The sequence below is a fragment of the Neobacillus niacini genome, assembly GCF_030817695.1.
Classification (GTDB): domain Bacteria; phylum Bacillota; class Bacilli; order Bacillales; family Cytobacillaceae; genus Neobacillus; species Neobacillus niacini_F.
The window spans coordinates 759,547-777,500 of the sequence record NZ_JAUSZQ010000003.1 but is presented as its reverse complement, the minus strand read 5'-3'; the positions used below and the strand labels follow the sequence as shown (position 1 = coordinate 777,500).

The window sequence follows — 17,954 nt, the reverse complement described above, 5'->3', positions numbered from 1 at the left end:
GAAGATTCCCTACTGCTGCCTCCCGTAGGAGTCTGGGCCGTGTCTCAGTCCCAGTGTGGCCGATCACCCTCTCAGGTCGGCTACGCATCGTCGCCTTGGTGAGCCGTTACCTCACCAACTAGCTAATGCGCCGCGGGCCCATCTGTAAGTGTCAGCGTAAACCGACTTTCAGCTTTTCCTCATGAGAGGAAAAGGATTATCCGGTATTAGCTCCGGTTTCCCGAAGTTATCCCAGTCTTACAGGCAGGTTGCCCACGTGTTACTCACCCGTCCGCCGCTAACCAAAAGGTGCAAGCACCTTAAGATTCGCTCGACTTGCATGTATTAGGCACGCCGCCAGCGTTCGTCCTGAGCCAGGATCAAACTCTCCAAGAAAGTTGATATAGCTCATTTGTTACGTTGGCTAGTTTCTATAGAAGAAACTAATATTTTTTGTTGACGTTCTTGTTTGTTTAGTTTTCAAAGAGCAATGTTTATTTCTATCACTCGTAAGCGACTTTTATAATATAACACATTCTGTTTTACAGTGTCAATATTATTTTTCAAAAAGAAAACCGTCACTCACGAAAACTTAAATTCATTCGTTCGCAGCGACGGTTATTAATATACCGTGTATCTTAAAAAAGGTCAATAGTTTTTATTATTTTTTACAATAATTTTTTACTTACCTGATAACATCGATGATAAATACCATGACCCTTTGTTTCTAAACTAACAACATCAATTAACCCTTTTTCAATTAGATACTCAATTAGGACCGCCAAATCAACAGAATAAGGGATCAACTCGTTATCATTCTGGATCTCATTAAAGGACCAGTATTCTTTCGTGCTTAGAACTTCAAGCAGATGAGTACAGCCAACTTTCGTACGAGAATGTATCATAAACTCGCTGGCCAAAAATAATAACTCCAGCCTTTTTTCAATTGGCTCTTCACTGTTTACAAGCTCTTCATATAATTTTACTATTTGGGGTTCTATCTGTTTAACCTGCTGCCAAACGGTTAATTCAGGATGAAGTCCATTTTCAATTACGGCTAGTCTCGCTAAATGGTGAAGAGAATGAACAACATAATTATAGGCGTCAAGATATTGTTTGTTTTCAAAGAGAGCCTTTCCATCGACATACCTTCTGATTAACTTCGCAAATTCTAACCCCATTTTAATTTTCCGTCCGTTAAACGGAAATTCGCGGAGCTCTGTTTTAAGATTTTCTATATATTCATTGCGATCAAATAATATTTTTGCGGTGTCGAGCCATTCAAATATTTTTCGATTGGTGCCTAATAGAAGCCATTCTTTCAATTGGCCCTCCGTAATAATATGCATCGCTGCCTTACTTTCATTATAAGTATAATGCTTTATTAATAACGGCTGTTCTCCCTCTTTTACAATAATTAAAAGGATTACATCAAAGGTGTCCGTAGTATGACTTGATTTATGTCTTTTTTCTATCATCAATACGCCAAGTGTATTGGATTGACTAGCCCGTTCCTGATAAATGGGCCGAAGAATGTCTTTCATACATCATTCCTCCATTATTTTCGATAACCTATATGTTCGACAGTAATAATAAATCTCCTTCTTATAGAAGAGACAAATTTCGACATCTTTTAACATAACATTTTTTCAGTAGATGTAAATATGGTATAGTTTGTCTAGGAGGGGAATTATGGCTAAATATTCAAGTAAAATAAATAAAATACGAAGCTTTGCATTATCCTTAATATTTATCGGCTTTATTGTTATGTATGGCGGAATATACTTTCGCAACTCACCACTTATTATGACCATTTTCATGCTTTTTGGACTTTTATTTATCATTGCAAGTACGGTCGTTTACTTCTGGATTGGGATGTTATCAACTAAAACCATACAGGTAAAATGTCCAGGCTGTGGAAAACACACGAAAATGCTTGGAAAAGTGGATATGTGTATGTATTGTCGTGAACCATTGACACTGGATCCTAATCTTGAAGGCAAAGAGTTTGATGAATCCTATAATAAAAAGTCAAAAAATAAAAAGCCGATTTCTTAAATCGGCTTTTTATTTACAATATTTAATGTACTTCTTTACTTGTACACTCAGGACAAGTCCCGTAAATTTCCATACGATGATTATTCACTTTAAATCCAGTTACATGTGAAGCAAGTTGCTCCACTTCATCTAATCCTGGATAATGGAAATCAACAATTTTTCCGCAGCTCTCACAAATCACATGATAATGATGTGATGTGACAAAATCAAATCGGCTGGAAGCATCGCCATATGTTAATTCTTTTACTAAACCTACCTCACGAAATACTCGTAAATTATTGTAAACTGTTGCCACACTCATATTAGGGAATTTACCTTCCAGGGCTTTATAAATATCATCTGCTGTAGGATGTGACATCGAGTTTATTAAATATTCAAGTATCGCATGACGTTGTGGAGTAATACGTACTCCAGTTTCTTTTAAGGTTTCCAATGCTTCTTTTAACTGATTCATCGCCATGCACCTCTATTCCAAAAATATTCTTAAATTATAATTGTTATAATTAGTTTACTAAGGAATTAATACTTTTGTCAATATCGTTATATCATTATTAGGCAATTGTTATCATTTTTCTTGGTGTAACGTCTGCTCTTTTATGCCCACTGCATGATTAACATATCTAGCTGTTACAAATAAAAGGTCCGATAGTCGATTTAAATAAGCCAATACAAGAGAATTAACATCTTCCCCCAATGAAACTGCACATCTTTCCGCTCTTCTGGCTGTTGTACGTGCAACATGGAATGCTGCACCAGCGGAATGTCCTCCAGGCAGGATAAAGTTAGTCAGTTCTGGAATAGATTCATTTAATTCGTCTATCTGCTTTTCCATTTCCTCAATATCACTGGCATTAAGAGACCACTTTACTTCCTTCCCTTTAGGGGTTGCCAGCTCCGCACCAACGTGAAAAAGATTTGTTTGTATTTTATGATACATATTCTCTATTAATTCTTTCTTTTGAAAAGATTCATCTTTTAAATAACTTAATGCAAGTCCAATCATTGAATTTGTTTCATCACAGGTCCCATATGCCTCAACACGCAAATCATTTTTCGCGACCCTTTGCCCATAGATCAATGATGTTGTTCCTTTGTCACCCGTTTTCGTATAAATCTTCATATTCTTTCCCCCAATTTTGTTTATTTTTTATAATATATGTACCCCTTTTGTTTACTTCATTTTATCACCTAATTGGCTGCCAATAAAACATGAAACAAAGTGGTTTCGATCAATCCATAAAAAAAAGGGTCGATTACCGACCCAACAAGTTTTATCTGAGGAGGTATGCCCTAATAAAATGATATTCAAATTACATTCGTTTGCATTGGACAAATGCCTTTTCTTTAGAAAATAGGCTAGACTTGGTTACGATAAATGCTACATTACATTTCGATTTATGGATTCACTGCTAAGCCATCCACAGCAGCTATAATTTCCCCTTTAAAACCAGCATCTGAAAATACTTTCGAAATACTCTCTTTATCTACATTTCCCAAACCAATGTGGGTTAAGACCACTTTTTTAATTGCGTGAATCTGCCGCCATTTTGGCAAGATCTTCGATGGTGGCATGCGATTCTTCTAACCCGTTCTTTAATGGGCGCATCACTAAAACCCAAATGCAAACAAAACCCAATTCCCAAACAGACCGGTCAGTCCAATTTAGGTTAAAAATAAAAAACGATTGAAAAGGTGAGTGATTGATGGGTCTAATTTGCCCTACAAAGCTGCTTTTTCCTGTGTAATCGCTTTCTTACAACGTGAATCTATAATGTAATCTTGATTGTTAGTAACATATTATAATATTGTTATACCAAAGTAAAACAATTTTAACTTTTCTAAATAAGGTTAAATATTAGACTATTATTTTAGTATATTCATATTTATGCCAGAAGTTGACCATTTTTTAGATAAAAAAACTGCCTTAATCATCAGGTTTAATGACTTTGGACAGCTTCAAAAATTATTTATTGGATAATAAAAAAAATCAATCTGGATCGTTCAGTACCTTCATTAATTCATGAGAGATTACCTTTAGCGGGTGAATTGATTTTTGTGTTAAACAAAGCATGATTGCACCTTCTATAGAAGCAATCATCATGAGAGCTATGGAATTTGCTTTTTCTTTTGAATATCCGTCTGCTTCTAACTTGGTACAATATATCTGTTGCATTTTCAGGTAAAGATTCGAACAGGCATTACGAACGGGTTCACTGAGAGAACCTATTTCACTTACGATACTAGTAAATGTAGAAACAACAATTCTTCCTTCAGTTTCAAAGTCCGATACTAATATGTCAATCATCGCTAGTGTAGCTTCTTGAGTCGTTGGATATTGTTTGAAAATATCCTTCATATGCGTAGTAATTGTTTCGTCAATTGACTTCAGACAAGCAATTAGTAATTCTTCTTTGCCATTAGGAAAGTGATGATAAAACGAACCTTTTGAAATGTTACATGTCTTTATGATTTCTGTTACTCCTACACCCTTATATCCTTTTTGCTGGAATAGAGGTATTGAAATATCGATTATCTGTAATATTGTATCCATTTAAAAAAACTCCTTCATACCAACAATTCTTTTTACTACTATATCACTAAAATTTTCCATACTCCAAGGATTTTACTATATTTGTTTACAACACAAGCTATGATAATATAGGATTAGGGTTTTAGGAGGTTTGGTATGGAAGTAATTAAAAAAGGAACAACCATCCAATCTTTAGAAGTAGGGATGGGCATTATAGAATCAATCGCCAAACAGGGCAGGCCGATAAAATTTTCCGATATTCAAGAGTTAACTCAGATTACAAAGAGTAATCTTTATAAATATTTGAATACCTTCACACAATTAGGCATCCTCTATCGTAACAAGGATACCGGAGAATATGTATTGGGCAGCAAGTTAATTGAATATGGGATGGCGGCAGTGGATCAAGAAAATGTTATCGACCGGATCTCACCTTTTCTCCATGAAATAAACGTGAAAAGTTCAAGTACTGTTTTATTTTCCACTTGGACTCAAAATGGTCCAATGATCGTTAAAGATTTTAATAACAATCGAGGGCTTAATATTGGTGCACAGATTGGAACATTTCTTCCAATTCGATCAGCAACAGGCAAAGTGTTTATGACCTTCATGGAGGAGCAAAAGATTCGGGATTGGAAAGAGAAGGAATATAAGCAAATACCCCCTGATAAAGTAAGTTATCTTGAAGTTGAATGCGAATCCATTCGGGCGAAAAAAATTGCCTTTGCTAGGGAACCGCTGGTCTCTTCCGTGTCTTCCGTTTCCGTTCCGGTCTTAAACTATAAAAAACATCTCCTTGGAGCTGTAACCGTTGTAGGCTTTTCTGAGTTTATCCCGCAAAATGAAAATAATGAACTATCTCGTTATTTATTAGATATTAGCAAAGAAATATCAGGCAGTTTCGGTTATCGATGACTTGTGGGGGATTTCCCCTACTTTTTGTGCATACAAAAAAGCTTTACTCCAAATTGAAGTAAGGCTCTTTTAGTTTAGACATGGAACTCATGCTAGATTCTCTTTTACATACTGTAAAGCTTCTCCCACATGCCCTTTTACTTTTACTTTTCGCCATTCTTTTGCTATTCTGCCTTCTTTATCAATGACAAATGTAGATCTTTCAATTCCCATATACTCTTTACCGAAATTTTTCTTTAGCTTCCATACCTCATACAATTCAGAAACACGGTGATCTTCATCAAATAAAAGTAAGAAAGGCAGGTTATACTTATCTCTAAATTTTTCATGTTTTTCTATCGGGTCGGGGCTGACTCCAATAATTACGGAATCCAACTGAGAAAAGTCACTGTGATAATCCCTAAAATCACATGCTTGGGTCGTACAACCTGGTGTCATATCCTTTGGGTAAAAATACAATACAACATTCTTGCCTTTAAAATCTGACAACTTCACTTTTTCACCATTACTAGCTAACAATTCAAAATCAGGAGCTAGTTTCCCTAACTCTATTGTCATACCTCATCACCTCATGGAAAATATACTCTTCCATAAGCCTAACCAAACAGGATTAACAATACAACTATTTAATTTCATTAACTTCCCGGTCCATTAATGCACGAGCTACAAATGCTGCAGGCATCGTATAACCTATTAAAGCTTCTACAACGGCAACCATCCTCCCGAAGCCATGCGGAATTACATCTCCGTTCCCAACCGAAAATAATGTCATCGCACTGAAATAAAAGCTTGTTTCAAACAAGTTATAATTGTTTTCATTATTTACTTCTACAAGTAAGGAGATTCCTTTTAATTCAAACAATAAATAGATGAGTCCAAATCCGAGAATAACAGTTAAATAGATAGAACCCAAAAATAGAGCATTTTCAATAGATACAAATTTTCCTTTTATGGCGTTTGGAATAAACAATGTCCTGATACTCATAAATATACAGAAGATTACGATTGGTAATAAAAAATAAAACATCAGCGGACACCTCTATAGAGTCAGTTAGTCTCATTCTATGCCAGCTTGGGCTATAAAATATCAACAATCCTGACTAAAAAGGAGACACCTTAAAATTTTTCAAAAGTAAAACAAATAAAAGTAGATAAAAAAAGTGCTATTATAGGAAGGAATCCATTTCAAGGAGGAAAAAGAATGCAATTTACAAATTCTGAACGAATACATAATGAAGCGTTAGAACATATTGTTGGCGGAGTAAACAGCCCGTCTCGTTCCTACAAAGCTGTAGGTGGAGGAGCTCCAGTGGTAATGGAGCGCGCCCAAGGTGCTTATTTTTATGATGTTGACGGAAACCAATATATTGATTATCTTGCTGCTTACGGCCCCATTATCACAGGTCATGCTCACCCACATATTACAGAGGCAATCAAAAAGGCAGCTGAAAGTGGTGTTCTTTATGGCACCCCTACTCCACATGAGGTAAAATTCGCAAAAATGCTGAAGGAAGCAATGCCTTTTTTAGAAAAGGTTCGTTTTGTGAATTCAGGAACTGAAGCGGTCATGACAACGATTCGTGTTGCCCGTGCCTATACTGGAAGAGATAAGATTATTAAGTTTGCCGGCTGCTATCATGGTCACTCTGACCTTGTACTAGTTGCTGCCGGGTCAGGTCCATCAACACTCGGGATCCCTGATTCTGCTGGTGTTCCAAAGAGTATCGCCCAAGAAGTCATTACGGTTCCCTTTAATGATATTGAACCATTTAAAGAAGCGTTGGAAAAATGGGGCGACCAAATTGCTGCGGTTCTAGTGGAACCTATTGTCGGGAACTTTGGGATTGTTGAACCAAAACCAGGTTTCTTACAGCAGGTTAACGACCTTACCCATGCTGCAGGTGGGCTTGTAATCTATGATGAAGTCATAACAGCTTTCCGCTTTATGTATGGCGGAGCACAGGATTTATTAGGTATTCAACCTGATTTAACTGCGCTGGGAAAAATTATTGGCGGCGGTCTGCCTATAGGAGCATATGGTGGACGTAAAGAGATTATGGAACGAGTTGCACCACTGGGGCCTGCCTATCAAGCTGGAACAATGGCGGGTAATCCAGCATCCATTCTGTCAGGGATTGCTTGTCTCGAGGTACTAAAACAAGATGGAGTTTATGACTACCTCGATCGTTTAGGTGCCATGCTTGAACAAGGAATTTTAAATGCCGCTAGAGAACATAATATTCAAATTACCATCAATCGTTTGAAGGGTGCACTTACAGTTTATTTTACAAATGAAAAAATTGAAAACTATGAGCAGGCAGAAAATACAGACGGTGAAATTTTTGGTAAATTTTTTAAGTTAATGTTGCAACAAGGAATAAACCTTGCACCATCTAAATATGAAGCCTGGTTCTTAACCATTGCTCATACAGAAGAGGACATTGAGGCCACACTTCATGCGGTAAATAATGCATTTTCTCTACTTAAAGACGAATAAATATACATTTTTCATTCACTAAAAGAGAGTGGTTAACACTCTCTTTATTTTGTTATCTCTCATTGAAAACGTTTACATTATAACCTTTCATCCCTTTTTAACCATAATTTTACCTGAATTTTCTATCCACCTTTTTGTATATTTATTTGATTTCTGAAAATTCTTATGATAATATTGATTTATTATTCTTAAAACAAATTTTCCTATTAAACTGTGCTTTATATGTCAAAAATTCTCACATTAAAACGATAAATAGGAGGTGAATCGGCTTTAGAGGATCTCCGCTGAAGCCAATTTATATGAATGAAAGATGGAACCCTTCCCTTTTTAAAGATTTCCATAAGCATGAACACGATGCCTGCGGTATTGTCGCTTGTCTTGAAAAAAACAAGCTGCCTACTAGAAAAAACATTTTTGATTGCATAGACGCCCTAGTTACCATGAATCATCGTGCTGGCTTCATTAACGGTGAAGGAGATGGTGTTGGAATTCATGTTGATATTCCAACAGCGCTTTGGAAGGAAAAATTACAAAGTGCCGGTTTAGACCCATCTCATACAGATAATGCGAGCTTTGCGGTAGGTCATGTTTTCATTAGCCAAAAGGCTGACTGGTTATCTACTAAACAAGAATTACTTCAGAAACTAAAAGACTATGATTTAGATATCATCTTTGAAACGAATCAAGTCACCGATTCAAGTGCATTAGGACCGATTGCTATCCAAGAAAATCCTGTTTTTTGGCAATTTGCCTGTCTTTCTGAAAAATCAGGGCAAGAATTAACGAAAGTCTTATTCGAAGCAATCGTCGATTTAGAAACCAATGAACATGTACATGTTGCGTCTCTAAGCCAAAATCATGCCGTATATAAAGTGATGGGTGCTGGCGATATTCTCCCTCGTTACTATAAGGATTTAGCTAGTCCGATTGTTGCATCAACGATTACTCTTGGTCATAACCGTTATTCAACGAATACCCTTTCCAGTTTTTTCCGAGTCCAGCCTTTTAGTGTACTTGGACACAATGGAGAAATTAATACGATTGCAAAGCTTCGTGACGAAGCGAGAATGATTGGTGTACCACTCGTAAAGGATGGCAGTGACTCACAAGACTTAAGCCGGACGATGGAAACCTTAATTTGCCGTGAAGGCTATACATTATTTGAGGCAATGGATCTTTTATTCCCGCCAATTATCAATGAGATTAAAGCCTACTCTCTTGATTTACAAGATTTATATACTTATATTCGTGAAGCTTGGGGTCATTTTGCGCAAGGTCCAGCTGGCATTATTTCTAGGTATGGAGATGAAGCTGTTTTTAGTGTAGATGCATTAGGTCTGCGCCCGCTTTGGATGTTAGAAATCGAGACTTCTTATTTATTTTCATCTGAGCCAGGGATCATTCCTTCCAGTGAGTATGTAAACGATCCTAAGCCTTTAGCTCCTGGAGAAAAAGTCGGCTTTAAGTGGAACAATAGTAAATTAGAAGTTTACGAGCAGAAGCGCTTCCAAACAGAGGTTTATAACCGTTATTCTAACCGCTTAAATCTTGAAAATTCTAGATTACGTTTACAAGTACCAACGTTAGAAAAAATGATTACCATGAATTATCCGGACAAAATTCATAATGGACAATATAAAGCATTTGGCTGGGAAAGAGATCACATTCAATTAATCGAGCAAATGGCGGAAAAGGGTGTCGAGCCTATTCGTTCTCTAGGTCATGACGCACCACTAGCTGCTCTTAATCCAGAACGCAAAAATATTGCCGATTATATTAAAGAAAGCGTAGCAGTTGTTACAAATCCGGCGATAGACCGCGACCGTGAAACAGAACATTTTTCTACACGAGTGATTATTGGTAAACGTCCAGGTTTATTCAGTAACGAAAAAACAGAAACACTTCTTGAGTTAACCACCCCCCTTCTTCTAGAAGGTAAAGCTGGTTACAGCTGTTCTGAAGCCATTGGTCAACCTAGCTTTGATCAAGTTATTCACCATTTTCACAAGCAGAAGCTTGTTGCATTTATTTCTACAACCTTTAAGAAAGATGAGAACATTGATAGTGCTCTCACAAGAATTTCGGATGAAGCCGTTCAAGCGGTCACTTCAGGAAAGTCATTAATAGTCCTTGATGACGCAAACGCACATCAAGAAAATTCTTATTGGATTGATCCACATTTAGTAACATCTGCTGTTGATCAAGCATTGGTGAAGGCTGAATTAAGAAGAAATTGCTCATTAGTGCTGCGCTCAGCAGCCATTCGTTCTCTGCATGACATGATCACTGTTTTTGGGTTAGGCGCGGATTTAATCAGCCCATATTATATGTTCATGACAGTTATCGATGAAGATAATAAACCTCTGATTAACCTATACAGTGCATTATCAAAAGGACTTGAAAAAGTAATCTCAACCATTGGTATTCATGAACTGCGCGGATATGGCCGACTATACTCGAGTATTGGCTTACACGAAGATATTGCCAATGTATTGAATATTGTTAACTTTTTTGGCTCTAAAGAGATTGAGAATGATTTTGAAGCAATGAAGAATGACGCTTTTGCAAGAGCTGAAGATTATCAGAATGAAAAGGAAAGAGTCGGGAAAACCTTCCACCTCTTCCCGCGTATTTGGAAGGCAATAGGTGAAGTTGCTGCTACTGGTGACTACAGTGCTTACCGGGAAAAAATCAGTGAACAAGAAGAGCAGAATCCAACGACGATTCGTCATTTACTTCAATTAAAGAAGAGTAATCAATCAATCTCACCAGAAACTGTTAACATTGCAGTTGGCGAGCATGATTTACCATTTATTATTTCATCCATGTCGTTTGGTTCACAGAATGAGATTGCCTTTAGAGCCTACGCTGAAGGTGCTGACCGCCTAAACATGGTCAGTCTAAATGGTGAAGGCGGAGAAATCAAGGATATGCTTGGTAAATATCCAAAAACAAGAGGACAGCAGATTGCCTCTGGACGATTTGGGGTAAACGCTGAGCTATTAAATTCTTCTAATCTATTAGAAATAAAAATCGGTCAAGGTGCAAAGCCTGGTGAAGGCGGACATTTACCTGGGTCGAAGGTAACCGCCAAGGTTGCTGCTGCACGTAACGCAACACTTGGTTCTGACTTAATTTCACCATCAAACAACCATGATATTTACTCAATCGAGGATCTAGCGCAAATGATCCTAGAATTAAAAACAGGTAATGACCAAGCGAAGATTGCTGTAAAAGTACCTGTAGTGCCAAATATCGGAACCATTGCTGTAGGAATCGCTAAAGCAGGCGCTGATATTATTACATTAAGTGGTTTTGACGGCGGAACCGGTGCTGCCAGAATTCATGCTCTGCAGCATGTAGGCCTCCCTGTTGAAATTGGAGTAAAAGCCGCCCATAATGCCCTTCTAGAAAGCGGACTCCGTAATAAAGTAGAATTATGGGCAGATGGTGGAATGAAGAGTGCTTTAGATGTCATGAAGGTTATGCTTCTAGGGGCAAACCGTGTTGGTTTCGGAACTCTATCCATGCTGGCAATCGGCTGTACCACATGCCGTGGATGTCATTTAGACACATGTCACGTTGGAATCGCAACCCAAATTGAATCTGAAGTTCAAGCAAAGGAACATGGACTTCGCCGCTTTGTGCCACGTCAACTTGACTTAGCTGTTAATGGAATTATGAATCTATTTTCATCCTTTGCAAATGAATTAAAAGCTCTGGCGGCATCTGTTGGTATTACTAATTTACAGGATGCAGTTGGACGCTCTGATTTATTGGAGCAGGTTAAAGGAAAAAATCAGCTTAGCCTATCGTATTTACTAAAGCCGTTAGAAATCGGCCAATTTACAAAAACAGAAGAATCCAAGGCGTTACAAGAGGTTCAAATGCAAGTAGCTGTTGGTGCTGAGTATTTAGATGCAAGTGTGGATCAATTACATTCTTCTCGCGAATTTGACAGTATTACCTCTGAACAGCGTGTATTGGCGAGCAGAGTTTCTTGTCACCGTGTTCGTGGAAGACTTGATGGATCATATCATCAGCTCCCTCCTGTCCAGCTTAAGTATAAGAATGGCTCGATTCCTGGAAATGGTTTAGGGGCCTATAATAGTGGAGGAATTGAAATTACCGTTAACGGCGGCGGTCAAGATGGAGTTGGTAAAACTTCATTTGGCGGTAATATCTATATCCTGAAGTCCAAAGGAAAAGATGGTAACTATTATAATGGTTCTGTCGGAAAAGGTTTCGGCTACGGCGCACAAAAAGGTCTTCTCGTCGCTCAGGGTAATGCTGATGCCCGCGCAGGGATTCGTCTTTCTGGTGCTGATTTAATCATCGGCGGCTTTGTAAAGCAGCCTATTCCTGAAAAAGAAACAGGAAATATCGGTGCCAATGCTAACATTAAAGGATTTGCCTTCGAATACATGACGAACGGCCGAGGATTAGTGTTAGGAGACCCAGGTCCATGGATTTGCGCAGGTATGACTGGTGGTGTCGTTTATGTTCGCCAGCAGCCAGAAGTTGGTTTAACAGCTGAAGCAATCATGAGAAGGATTGCTAAAGGTGCTAAAGTTTCAGTCCTGAGCTTAAGTGAAAATGGCAAAAAAGATGTGAATGAGCTTCTTGGTAAGTATACAGATGTACTAGAAAATGACGGTCAGACAGAAGAAGCAAAGCTGCTTCGTGACTTACTCGCTAACCCCGAAGATCACTTTATTCAAATTGTTCCAGTTAAAGAACAAGCTGACCCAGCTGTTTCTACGGAATGATCTAAAAGGAAACGTCCGCTTTTTAAAGTGGACGTTCTTTTTTTGAGTTAGAACAAATTTCTTTAACTATTGCTGAAGAAAATTCATATAATATCTCTTGATAAAATAACTTAATCCATGTATAGTACGTAATTGTTCATTAATGAAGTAAACTATGGACAAAAAATCAATTAAATTTGAAAGGAAACCATTTGGAATGAAGTTAGGTGCCCGCATCTTTAAAACGGGAATTGCAATTGTCTTATCCCTATACTTAGCACAGCTGCTGCACTCACCCTCTCCTGTATTGGCAGGCATTGCTGCAATTTTTGCGATCCAGCCAACCATTTATCGTTCCTATTTAACTATAGTTGAACAAATACAAGGGAATTTATTTGGTGCAATTCTTGCAGTTATTTTTGTCCTTCTACTGGGAAATCACATTATTATCATTGGGTTAGCCGCTGTTATTGTTATTATTATCAACCTTAAATTAAAGATTGGAAATACAATCGGACTTTCTCTTGTAACGCTTGTTTCCATTATGGAAACCCCTGGCACTGATTTAATTCCGTTTGCCGGAATCCGTTTTTCAACCATTATGATTGGAGTGTTTTCAGCGTTTGTGGTAAACCTTGTTTTCCTGCCGCCTAAATATGAAAATAAGCTTTATTTTAAAATCACAGCGACAACTGAGGAAATTATTCGCTGGATAAGATTAAGTACTCGGCATGACTTTGATCACAATCTGCTAAAGGCCGATATTGAAAAATTAAAAGATAATATCATTAAAATAGAACAGTTTTATTTAATGTATAAAGAAGAAAGAAGTTATTTTAAGAAGATTAGTTTAGAAAAGTCACGAAAATTGGTGGTCTTCAGACAAATGAGTTCGACTGCCAAAAAGGCACTGGATACATTAAAAAAACTTCATCGATTTGAAAACGAAATTCTTCATTTACCGGAAAACTTTCAACAGTCGATACAAGAGCAGCTCGACAGTGTCATTTACCACCATGAGCAATTAATGCTGCGGTTTATTGGCAAAGTTCCAACACCCTTGGACAATGAAACCACTACCTGTATTAATAATAAGGAACTATTTGAGTTATTCTTGAGCCATCAAAAGCTCTACAGTGATCAAGACAACCCGCATTTATATCACACCATGCAAATAATATCTTCAATCATCGATTACGGGGAACAGGTTGAACATCTGGATACACTAATAACCAGCTTTCACTCCTTTCATCATAATGAGGTATCCATTGAACAGAAGGAAATCGAGTAAAAAGAGAAAACTTACCAGAGTTGGTAAGTTTTTTTATTTTCTGGAGCGAAAGCGGATAAAAAAGAAAAAGTGTCCCCGGCAGTGGAAGCATTTGTTGAACTTGTTTTAAATTCAACTAGTAAAACTGCAGGTAAACACTTTTTTATCGTTTAGAAGTTCATTCGGGAGAAGTTTTTTTATCTAGAACAAAAGTATATTTTTACCTGTTATATGCAACATAAAGGAAAACAGCTGAGGAGTATTATAATGTTAATTAGTAAATTTTAAATCCAAACACGTTTTTTTCGTTTCGATCTGTTTTGCTTTTGTTATTTATCCCTACCAATTATTTATATCTCGAACAAAGTCCAGTGAATGAAACTGGATTTTTTTATTTACCCATTATATTAGAAAGGCTTAACAAGGGTATTTATGGGACCCCATATTAGTGAGTAAAACCATTTAAGTTGGGCAAAATATGTTGAGGGAACGGGCACGCTAGGATGCGATTCTTCCCGATTACAAATAAGGGAGTGAAATGAAATGACTGAAAATAACGAACGTAAGCGCAACGGCGGAAATGCAAACCAAGCTGGTAACAATGCGACTAATCAAGGTGGCAGTGACGTTGGTGAAGCAGTAGGTACTGTGGGTGGCGGTGCTGCGGGTGCCGCTGTAGGTTCTGTTATGGGACCACTTGGTACCGTTGCAGGCGGTCTTGCAGGCGGTGCACTTGGTAACCAAGTGGGCGAGGAAGTTGGCGGCAATAACAATTCTGCTAACAACCGTAATGCGAACAATAACAGGGGTTCTATAAACAAGTAATTACAGTTAGGGGGCATGAGCAATCTGCCCCTATTAGTTTAACTCTCAAATTCATTAAATAATGAGAGATGAATTTTTTACTTGTTCTCGAACTAATCTTCACCAAATAGTCCATTAAGAACTTTAAGCCAAAAAGCACATTAATCTTGCCTAGGATTGATTCCCACATTGGACTTTATCTCTATATCTTTTAATATCCATTTAGCAGCGGAAAACACATAATGACCATAAAATCGTTCCTCAAGAAGCCCTATTAGGGCTTCTTTTTTTAATAAAAACATGCTATCGTTAAGGTTTGTTAGGGAGTGTTTTCTCCTTATACGCTTTTCTTTGGTATAGTGTAAAAAGTGGGGGTTGATAGGATGTTTTCCTTGGAACTATTCGAGAAGTTGCCCGTAAAAATCTTAACAGTGGCACTGCTGATTATACTTACAGTTTATTTGATTCGTAAATCCATCAAGCTTTTCTTTGACAAAACGAGCTTCTTGGACGCAAAGCGGGAAGAGACATTGATGCATTTCTCCAACCAGGTGACAAAAGTAATTGGGCTGGTATTATTTATAATTTATGTACTTAGCCATTTCTTCAACCTGACAAGATTCTTCACTGGTTCGGTAGTGGTGGCAAGTGCCTTGGCATTAATTCTTCAGCATATCATTCGTGATTACATAATGGGGCTAACCTACTTGTTTGAGCGCCAGATCCATCACGGAGATTTTGTCATCATCAATGGGAACCGTCAGGGAAAAATTGAAGAAATCAGTATGCGCTACCTAAAAATCCGCCAGTATGACGGATATCTCTATACGGTCTCCTATAGCAGCATTAAGGAACTACAAAACGGGAACCGGGGAATGCGCCGGGTTATTGAAAGCCTTGTCCTCAACTATAAGCAAAATCCAGACGATGCCTTCAGGGTAATGGAGGAAGTGGCACGGACATGCAACGAGAAATACGGTGAATACCTGTTGAAGGATGAGAACGGAGTTCCCTTAGAGAGTTTCAAATTCAACCATATCACCGAACTGAACGTGGATTTTAGTGGTCACCGGTATTCAATATCGGGTCTTGTGAAGGAAGAGGACTTCGTGGAAGCGGGCAAAAAGGTTCGCTATGAACTGGCAATGGCTGCCTACAAAAACGACTTGATGATGGCAGAGAGCCTAAGCACAATCCGATAACATTAAAAAATGGTCTGTCCAAAAAGTCGGTTATACGACTTTTTGGACAGACCCTTTGTTGCTCTTTTCTATGCTTGTAGCGGAGCGCTTTCTTTATGCTGTTCTAACTGCTGGACTTGAAATAACTTATAATAATGGCCCTGTTTTACCATTAACTCATCATGTTTGCCTACTTCGACAATTTTGCCATGTTCGATTAAGACAATTCGATCAGCATGGGTGATGGTGGATAAACGGTGGGCTACCACAAAGGTCGTCCGGTCCTTCGCCAGCTTATCAAGGGCTTCTTGAATCAAGTGTTCACTTTCTAAATCAAGAGCAGAAGTTGCTTCATCTAATATCAGAATCGGCGGATTTCTTAAAAACACACGGGCGATGGCCACTCTTTGCTTTTGACCACCTGAAAGCTTTACTCCCCTTTCACCGACCTTTGTATCATATCCATTTGCCAGATTCACGATAAAATCGTGTGCATTGGCCGCTTTCGCAGCTTGATAGACTTCTTCATCTGTTGCCCCGGGTTTCCCCAATAATATATTGTTCTTAACAGAGTCACTAAATAAGATATTGTCCTGAAAAACGACCCCTATTTTGTCTCGCAAGGATTGGACCTGGAAGTGGCGGATATCCACTCCGTCTAAAAGTATTTTCCCTTCCGTAATATCATAGAAACGAGGAATCAGGCTGACAAGCGTCGACTTGCCACCTCCACTCATCCCAACAAGGGCAATCGTCTCACCTTTTTTTACATCAAGATTGATGTTTTTCAAAATCATTTCCTCAGATTCATTGTAAGTAAATTGGACATGATCAAATGTAATATCCCCCTTCACATCCTTGCACTCAACGGCATTAGGAGCGTCAACAATATCATATTTTTCATCAAGGAATTCAAATACCCGGTCCATAGAGGCAAATGACTGCGTGAGAGTTGTAGAAGAATTCACAAGTCTTCTTAACGGATTGTACAATTTATCAATATAAGCAAAAAACGCCATCATCGTTCCTAGCGATAAATCTCCTTGGATAACAAGGTAGGCTGAGTAGCCGATAACAAGCAAAGGCGCGATATCGGTAATCGTGTTAACAGCTGCAAACGCCTTTGCATTCCAGCTGGTGTGCTCTAACGCTTTATCTAAGAAGTTTTTATTTTGTTTATCAAACTGTGTCTGCTCAAACTCTTCGATTGCAAAGCTCTTTATCACGGGCATTCCTTGTACACGTTCATGGAGGTAGCTTTGGACCTCAGCAAGTGCCTGTGAACGAGACTTCGTGAGTTTTCGTAAATTACCAAAAAAGAATTTTATTGAGATCGCATAAAGTGGAAATAACAAAATGGAGACCAACGTTAGACTAATATTCATATAAAACATTATAATAATTGCGATAACAATTGTCGCAATGTCGAGCCACAGATTCATTAAACCGGTGATGACAAATGTTTTTGTCTGCTCAACATCATTAATAACGCGTGATATGACTTCTCCTGACCGAGTATTAGCATAATACTTAAAGCTGAGCTTCTGGATATGTGTATACATTCGGTCACGGATATCGTATAAAATTTTACTTGATGTCCATTGTGCAAAATATTGGCGATAATATTCGATCGGCGGCCTTAAGAATACAAAAACAACAATCATTACCCCCATGATCAGAAGTAATCTTTCTATTTTCTCATCGTTGGCTAAACCACCTTTGCCAATAATATCATCCACTACATACTTAATAAGCATGGGAATGATTAACGGGATAGCAAATTTTACAACCCCGATAATAATGGTCCCAATAATTTGAAGGCGATATGGCTTAACAAATTCGAGATACCTGCGAACACTGCTCAAAGATTGGCCCCCCTTCCTGAATCACCTTGATAAGAACAGGGAAAGATGATGAAGGCAGCTACTATATTGTGTAGGTGCCTTCATCATCTTTCCATGGCGTTGAAGCA

15 protein-coding genes and 1 rRNA gene (1 of these 16 running past the window's edge) are annotated in these 17,954 nt (G+C 38.1%); 7 read left to right on the top strand and 9 right to left on the bottom strand.

Annotation, left to right across the window (positions count from 1 at the left end; genetic code table 11):
- Positions 1-375 (bottom strand): 16S ribosomal RNA (locus QFZ28_RS27285); it reaches 1,175 nt to the left of the window's first position.
- 272 nt (positions 376-647) lie between these two features.
- Positions 648-1,523 (bottom strand): nucleotidyltransferase-like protein, encoded by an 876-nt coding sequence (locus QFZ28_RS27280; protein ID WP_307197751.1) that lies wholly within the window; start codon positions 1,521-1,523, stop codon positions 648-650.
- A gap of 145 nt (positions 1,524-1,668) precedes the next feature.
- On the opposite strand from QFZ28_RS27280, the gene QFZ28_RS27275 reads away from it, so the two are divergent.
- Positions 1,669-2,037, top strand: coding sequence for a YgzB family protein (locus QFZ28_RS27275; protein WP_307197782.1), 369 nt, complete (start codon positions 1,669-1,671; stop codon positions 2,035-2,037).
- A 22-nt stretch (positions 2,038-2,059) separates the two neighbouring features.
- Here QFZ28_RS27275 and perR read toward each other — a convergent pair whose 3' ends face one another.
- The 4 genes from perR to QFZ28_RS27255 all read right to left on the bottom strand — a co-directional run bounded on the left by perR (position 2,060) and on the right by QFZ28_RS27255 (position 4,588).
- Entirely contained in the window at positions 2,060-2,497 is a 438-nt protein-coding gene (perR, locus tag QFZ28_RS27270) for a peroxide-responsive transcriptional repressor PerR (protein ID WP_307197750.1), read from the bottom strand.
- Between the two features lie 105 nt (positions 2,498-2,602).
- Positions 2,603-3,157, bottom strand: a complete 555-nt coding sequence (locus QFZ28_RS27265) for a cob(I)yrinic acid a,c-diamide adenosyltransferase (protein ID WP_307197749.1) — start codon at positions 3,155-3,157, stop codon at positions 2,603-2,605.
- Between the two features lie 275 nt (positions 3,158-3,432).
- Positions 3,433-3,609 carry a hypothetical protein gene (locus QFZ28_RS27260; RefSeq protein WP_307197748.1) on the bottom strand — a complete coding sequence of 59 codons (177 nt, stop codon included), beginning with the start codon at positions 3,607-3,609 and terminating at the stop codon, positions 3,433-3,435.
- A gap of 415 nt (positions 3,610-4,024) precedes the next feature.
- On the bottom strand, positions 4,025-4,588 hold the full coding sequence (locus QFZ28_RS27255) for a TetR/AcrR family transcriptional regulator (RefSeq protein WP_307197747.1): 564 nt from the start codon (positions 4,586-4,588) through the stop codon (positions 4,025-4,027).
- 135 nt (positions 4,589-4,723) lie between these two features.
- Between QFZ28_RS27255 and QFZ28_RS27250 the strand changes: the two genes are divergently transcribed.
- Positions 4,724-5,482 (top strand): IclR family transcriptional regulator, encoded by a 759-nt coding sequence (locus QFZ28_RS27250; protein WP_307197746.1) that lies wholly within the window; start codon positions 4,724-4,726, stop codon positions 5,480-5,482.
- An 87-nt stretch (positions 5,483-5,569) separates the two neighbouring features.
- Here QFZ28_RS27250 and bcp read toward each other — a convergent pair whose 3' ends face one another.
- A complete protein-coding gene (gene bcp, locus QFZ28_RS27245) occupies positions 5,570-6,040 on the bottom strand; it encodes a thioredoxin-dependent thiol peroxidase (protein ID WP_307197745.1) in 471 nt (156 codons plus the stop codon).
- 64 nt (positions 6,041-6,104) lie between these two features.
- Positions 6,105-6,509 carry an ion channel gene (locus tag QFZ28_RS27240; RefSeq protein WP_307197744.1) on the bottom strand — a complete coding sequence of 135 codons (405 nt, stop codon included), beginning with the start codon at positions 6,507-6,509 and terminating at the stop codon, positions 6,105-6,107.
- 174 nt (positions 6,510-6,683) lie between these two features.
- On the opposite strand from QFZ28_RS27240, the gene QFZ28_RS27235 reads away from it, so the two are divergent.
- The 5 genes from QFZ28_RS27235 (at position 6,684) to QFZ28_RS27215 (ending at position 16,003) form a co-directional block, all read left to right on the top strand.
- Positions 6,684-7,979: a glutamate-1-semialdehyde 2,1-aminomutase gene (locus tag QFZ28_RS27235; protein WP_307197743.1), complete on the top strand. Its 1,296-nt coding sequence runs from the start codon at positions 6,684-6,686 to the stop codon at positions 7,977-7,979.
- A 299-nt stretch (positions 7,980-8,278) separates the two neighbouring features.
- Complete coding sequence (locus tag QFZ28_RS27230; RefSeq protein ID WP_307197742.1) at positions 8,279-12,748, top strand: glutamate synthase-related protein; 4,470 nt, start codon at positions 8,279-8,281, stop codon at positions 12,746-12,748.
- Between the two features lie 196 nt (positions 12,749-12,944).
- On the top strand, positions 12,945-14,018 hold the full coding sequence (locus QFZ28_RS27225; protein WP_307197781.1) for an FUSC family protein: 1,074 nt from the start codon (positions 12,945-12,947) through the stop codon (positions 14,016-14,018).
- 522 nt (positions 14,019-14,540) lie between these two features.
- Positions 14,541-14,822 carry a hypothetical protein gene (locus QFZ28_RS27220; RefSeq protein WP_307197741.1) on the top strand — a complete coding sequence of 94 codons (282 nt, stop codon included), beginning with the start codon at positions 14,541-14,543 and terminating at the stop codon, positions 14,820-14,822.
- 389 nt (positions 14,823-15,211) lie between these two features.
- Positions 15,212-16,003: a mechanosensitive ion channel family protein gene (locus tag QFZ28_RS27215; protein ID WP_307197740.1), complete on the top strand. Its 792-nt coding sequence runs from the start codon at positions 15,212-15,214 to the stop codon at positions 16,001-16,003.
- 68 nt (positions 16,004-16,071) lie between these two features.
- Here QFZ28_RS27215 and QFZ28_RS27210 read toward each other — a convergent pair whose 3' ends face one another.
- Positions 16,072-17,847, bottom strand: a complete 1,776-nt coding sequence (locus QFZ28_RS27210) for an ABC transporter ATP-binding protein (RefSeq protein WP_307197739.1) — start codon at positions 17,845-17,847, stop codon at positions 16,072-16,074.
- Positions 17,848-17,954 lie beyond the last annotated feature (107 nt).

Coding starts and splice junctions, on each gene's coding strand:
- QFZ28_RS27280 (WP_307197751.1), bottom strand. CDS start 1,523: ATGAAAGACATTCTTCGGCCCATTTATCAGGAACGGGCTAGTCAATCC.
- perR (WP_307197750.1), bottom strand. CDS start 2,497: ATGGCGATGAATCAGTTAAAAGAAGCATTGGAAACCTTAAAAGAAACT.
- QFZ28_RS27265 (WP_307197749.1), bottom strand. CDS start 3,157: ATGAAGATTTATACGAAAACGGGTGACAAAGGAACAACATCATTGATC.
- QFZ28_RS27260 (WP_307197748.1), bottom strand. CDS start 3,609: ATGCCACCATCGAAGATCTTGCCAAAATGGCGGCAGATTCACGCAATT.
- QFZ28_RS27255 (WP_307197747.1), bottom strand. CDS start 4,588: ATGGATACAATATTACAGATAATCGATATTTCAATACCTCTATTCCAG.
- QFZ28_RS27250 (WP_307197746.1), top strand. CDS start 4,724: ATGGAAGTAATTAAAAAAGGAACAACCATCCAATCTTTAGAAGTAGGG.
- bcp (WP_307197745.1), bottom strand. CDS start 6,040: ATGACAATAGAGTTAGGGAAACTAGCTCCTGATTTTGAATTGTTAGCT.
- QFZ28_RS27240 (WP_307197744.1), bottom strand. CDS start 6,509: ATGTTTTATTTTTTATTACCAATCGTAATCTTCTGTATATTTATGAGT.
- QFZ28_RS27235 (WP_307197743.1), top strand. CDS start 6,684: ATGCAATTTACAAATTCTGAACGAATACATAATGAAGCGTTAGAACAT.
- QFZ28_RS27230 (WP_307197742.1), top strand. CDS start 8,279: ATGAATGAAAGATGGAACCCTTCCCTTTTTAAAGATTTCCATAAGCAT.
- QFZ28_RS27225 (WP_307197781.1), top strand. CDS start 12,945: ATGAAGTTAGGTGCCCGCATCTTTAAAACGGGAATTGCAATTGTCTTA.
- QFZ28_RS27220 (WP_307197741.1), top strand. CDS start 14,541: ATGACTGAAAATAACGAACGTAAGCGCAACGGCGGAAATGCAAACCAA.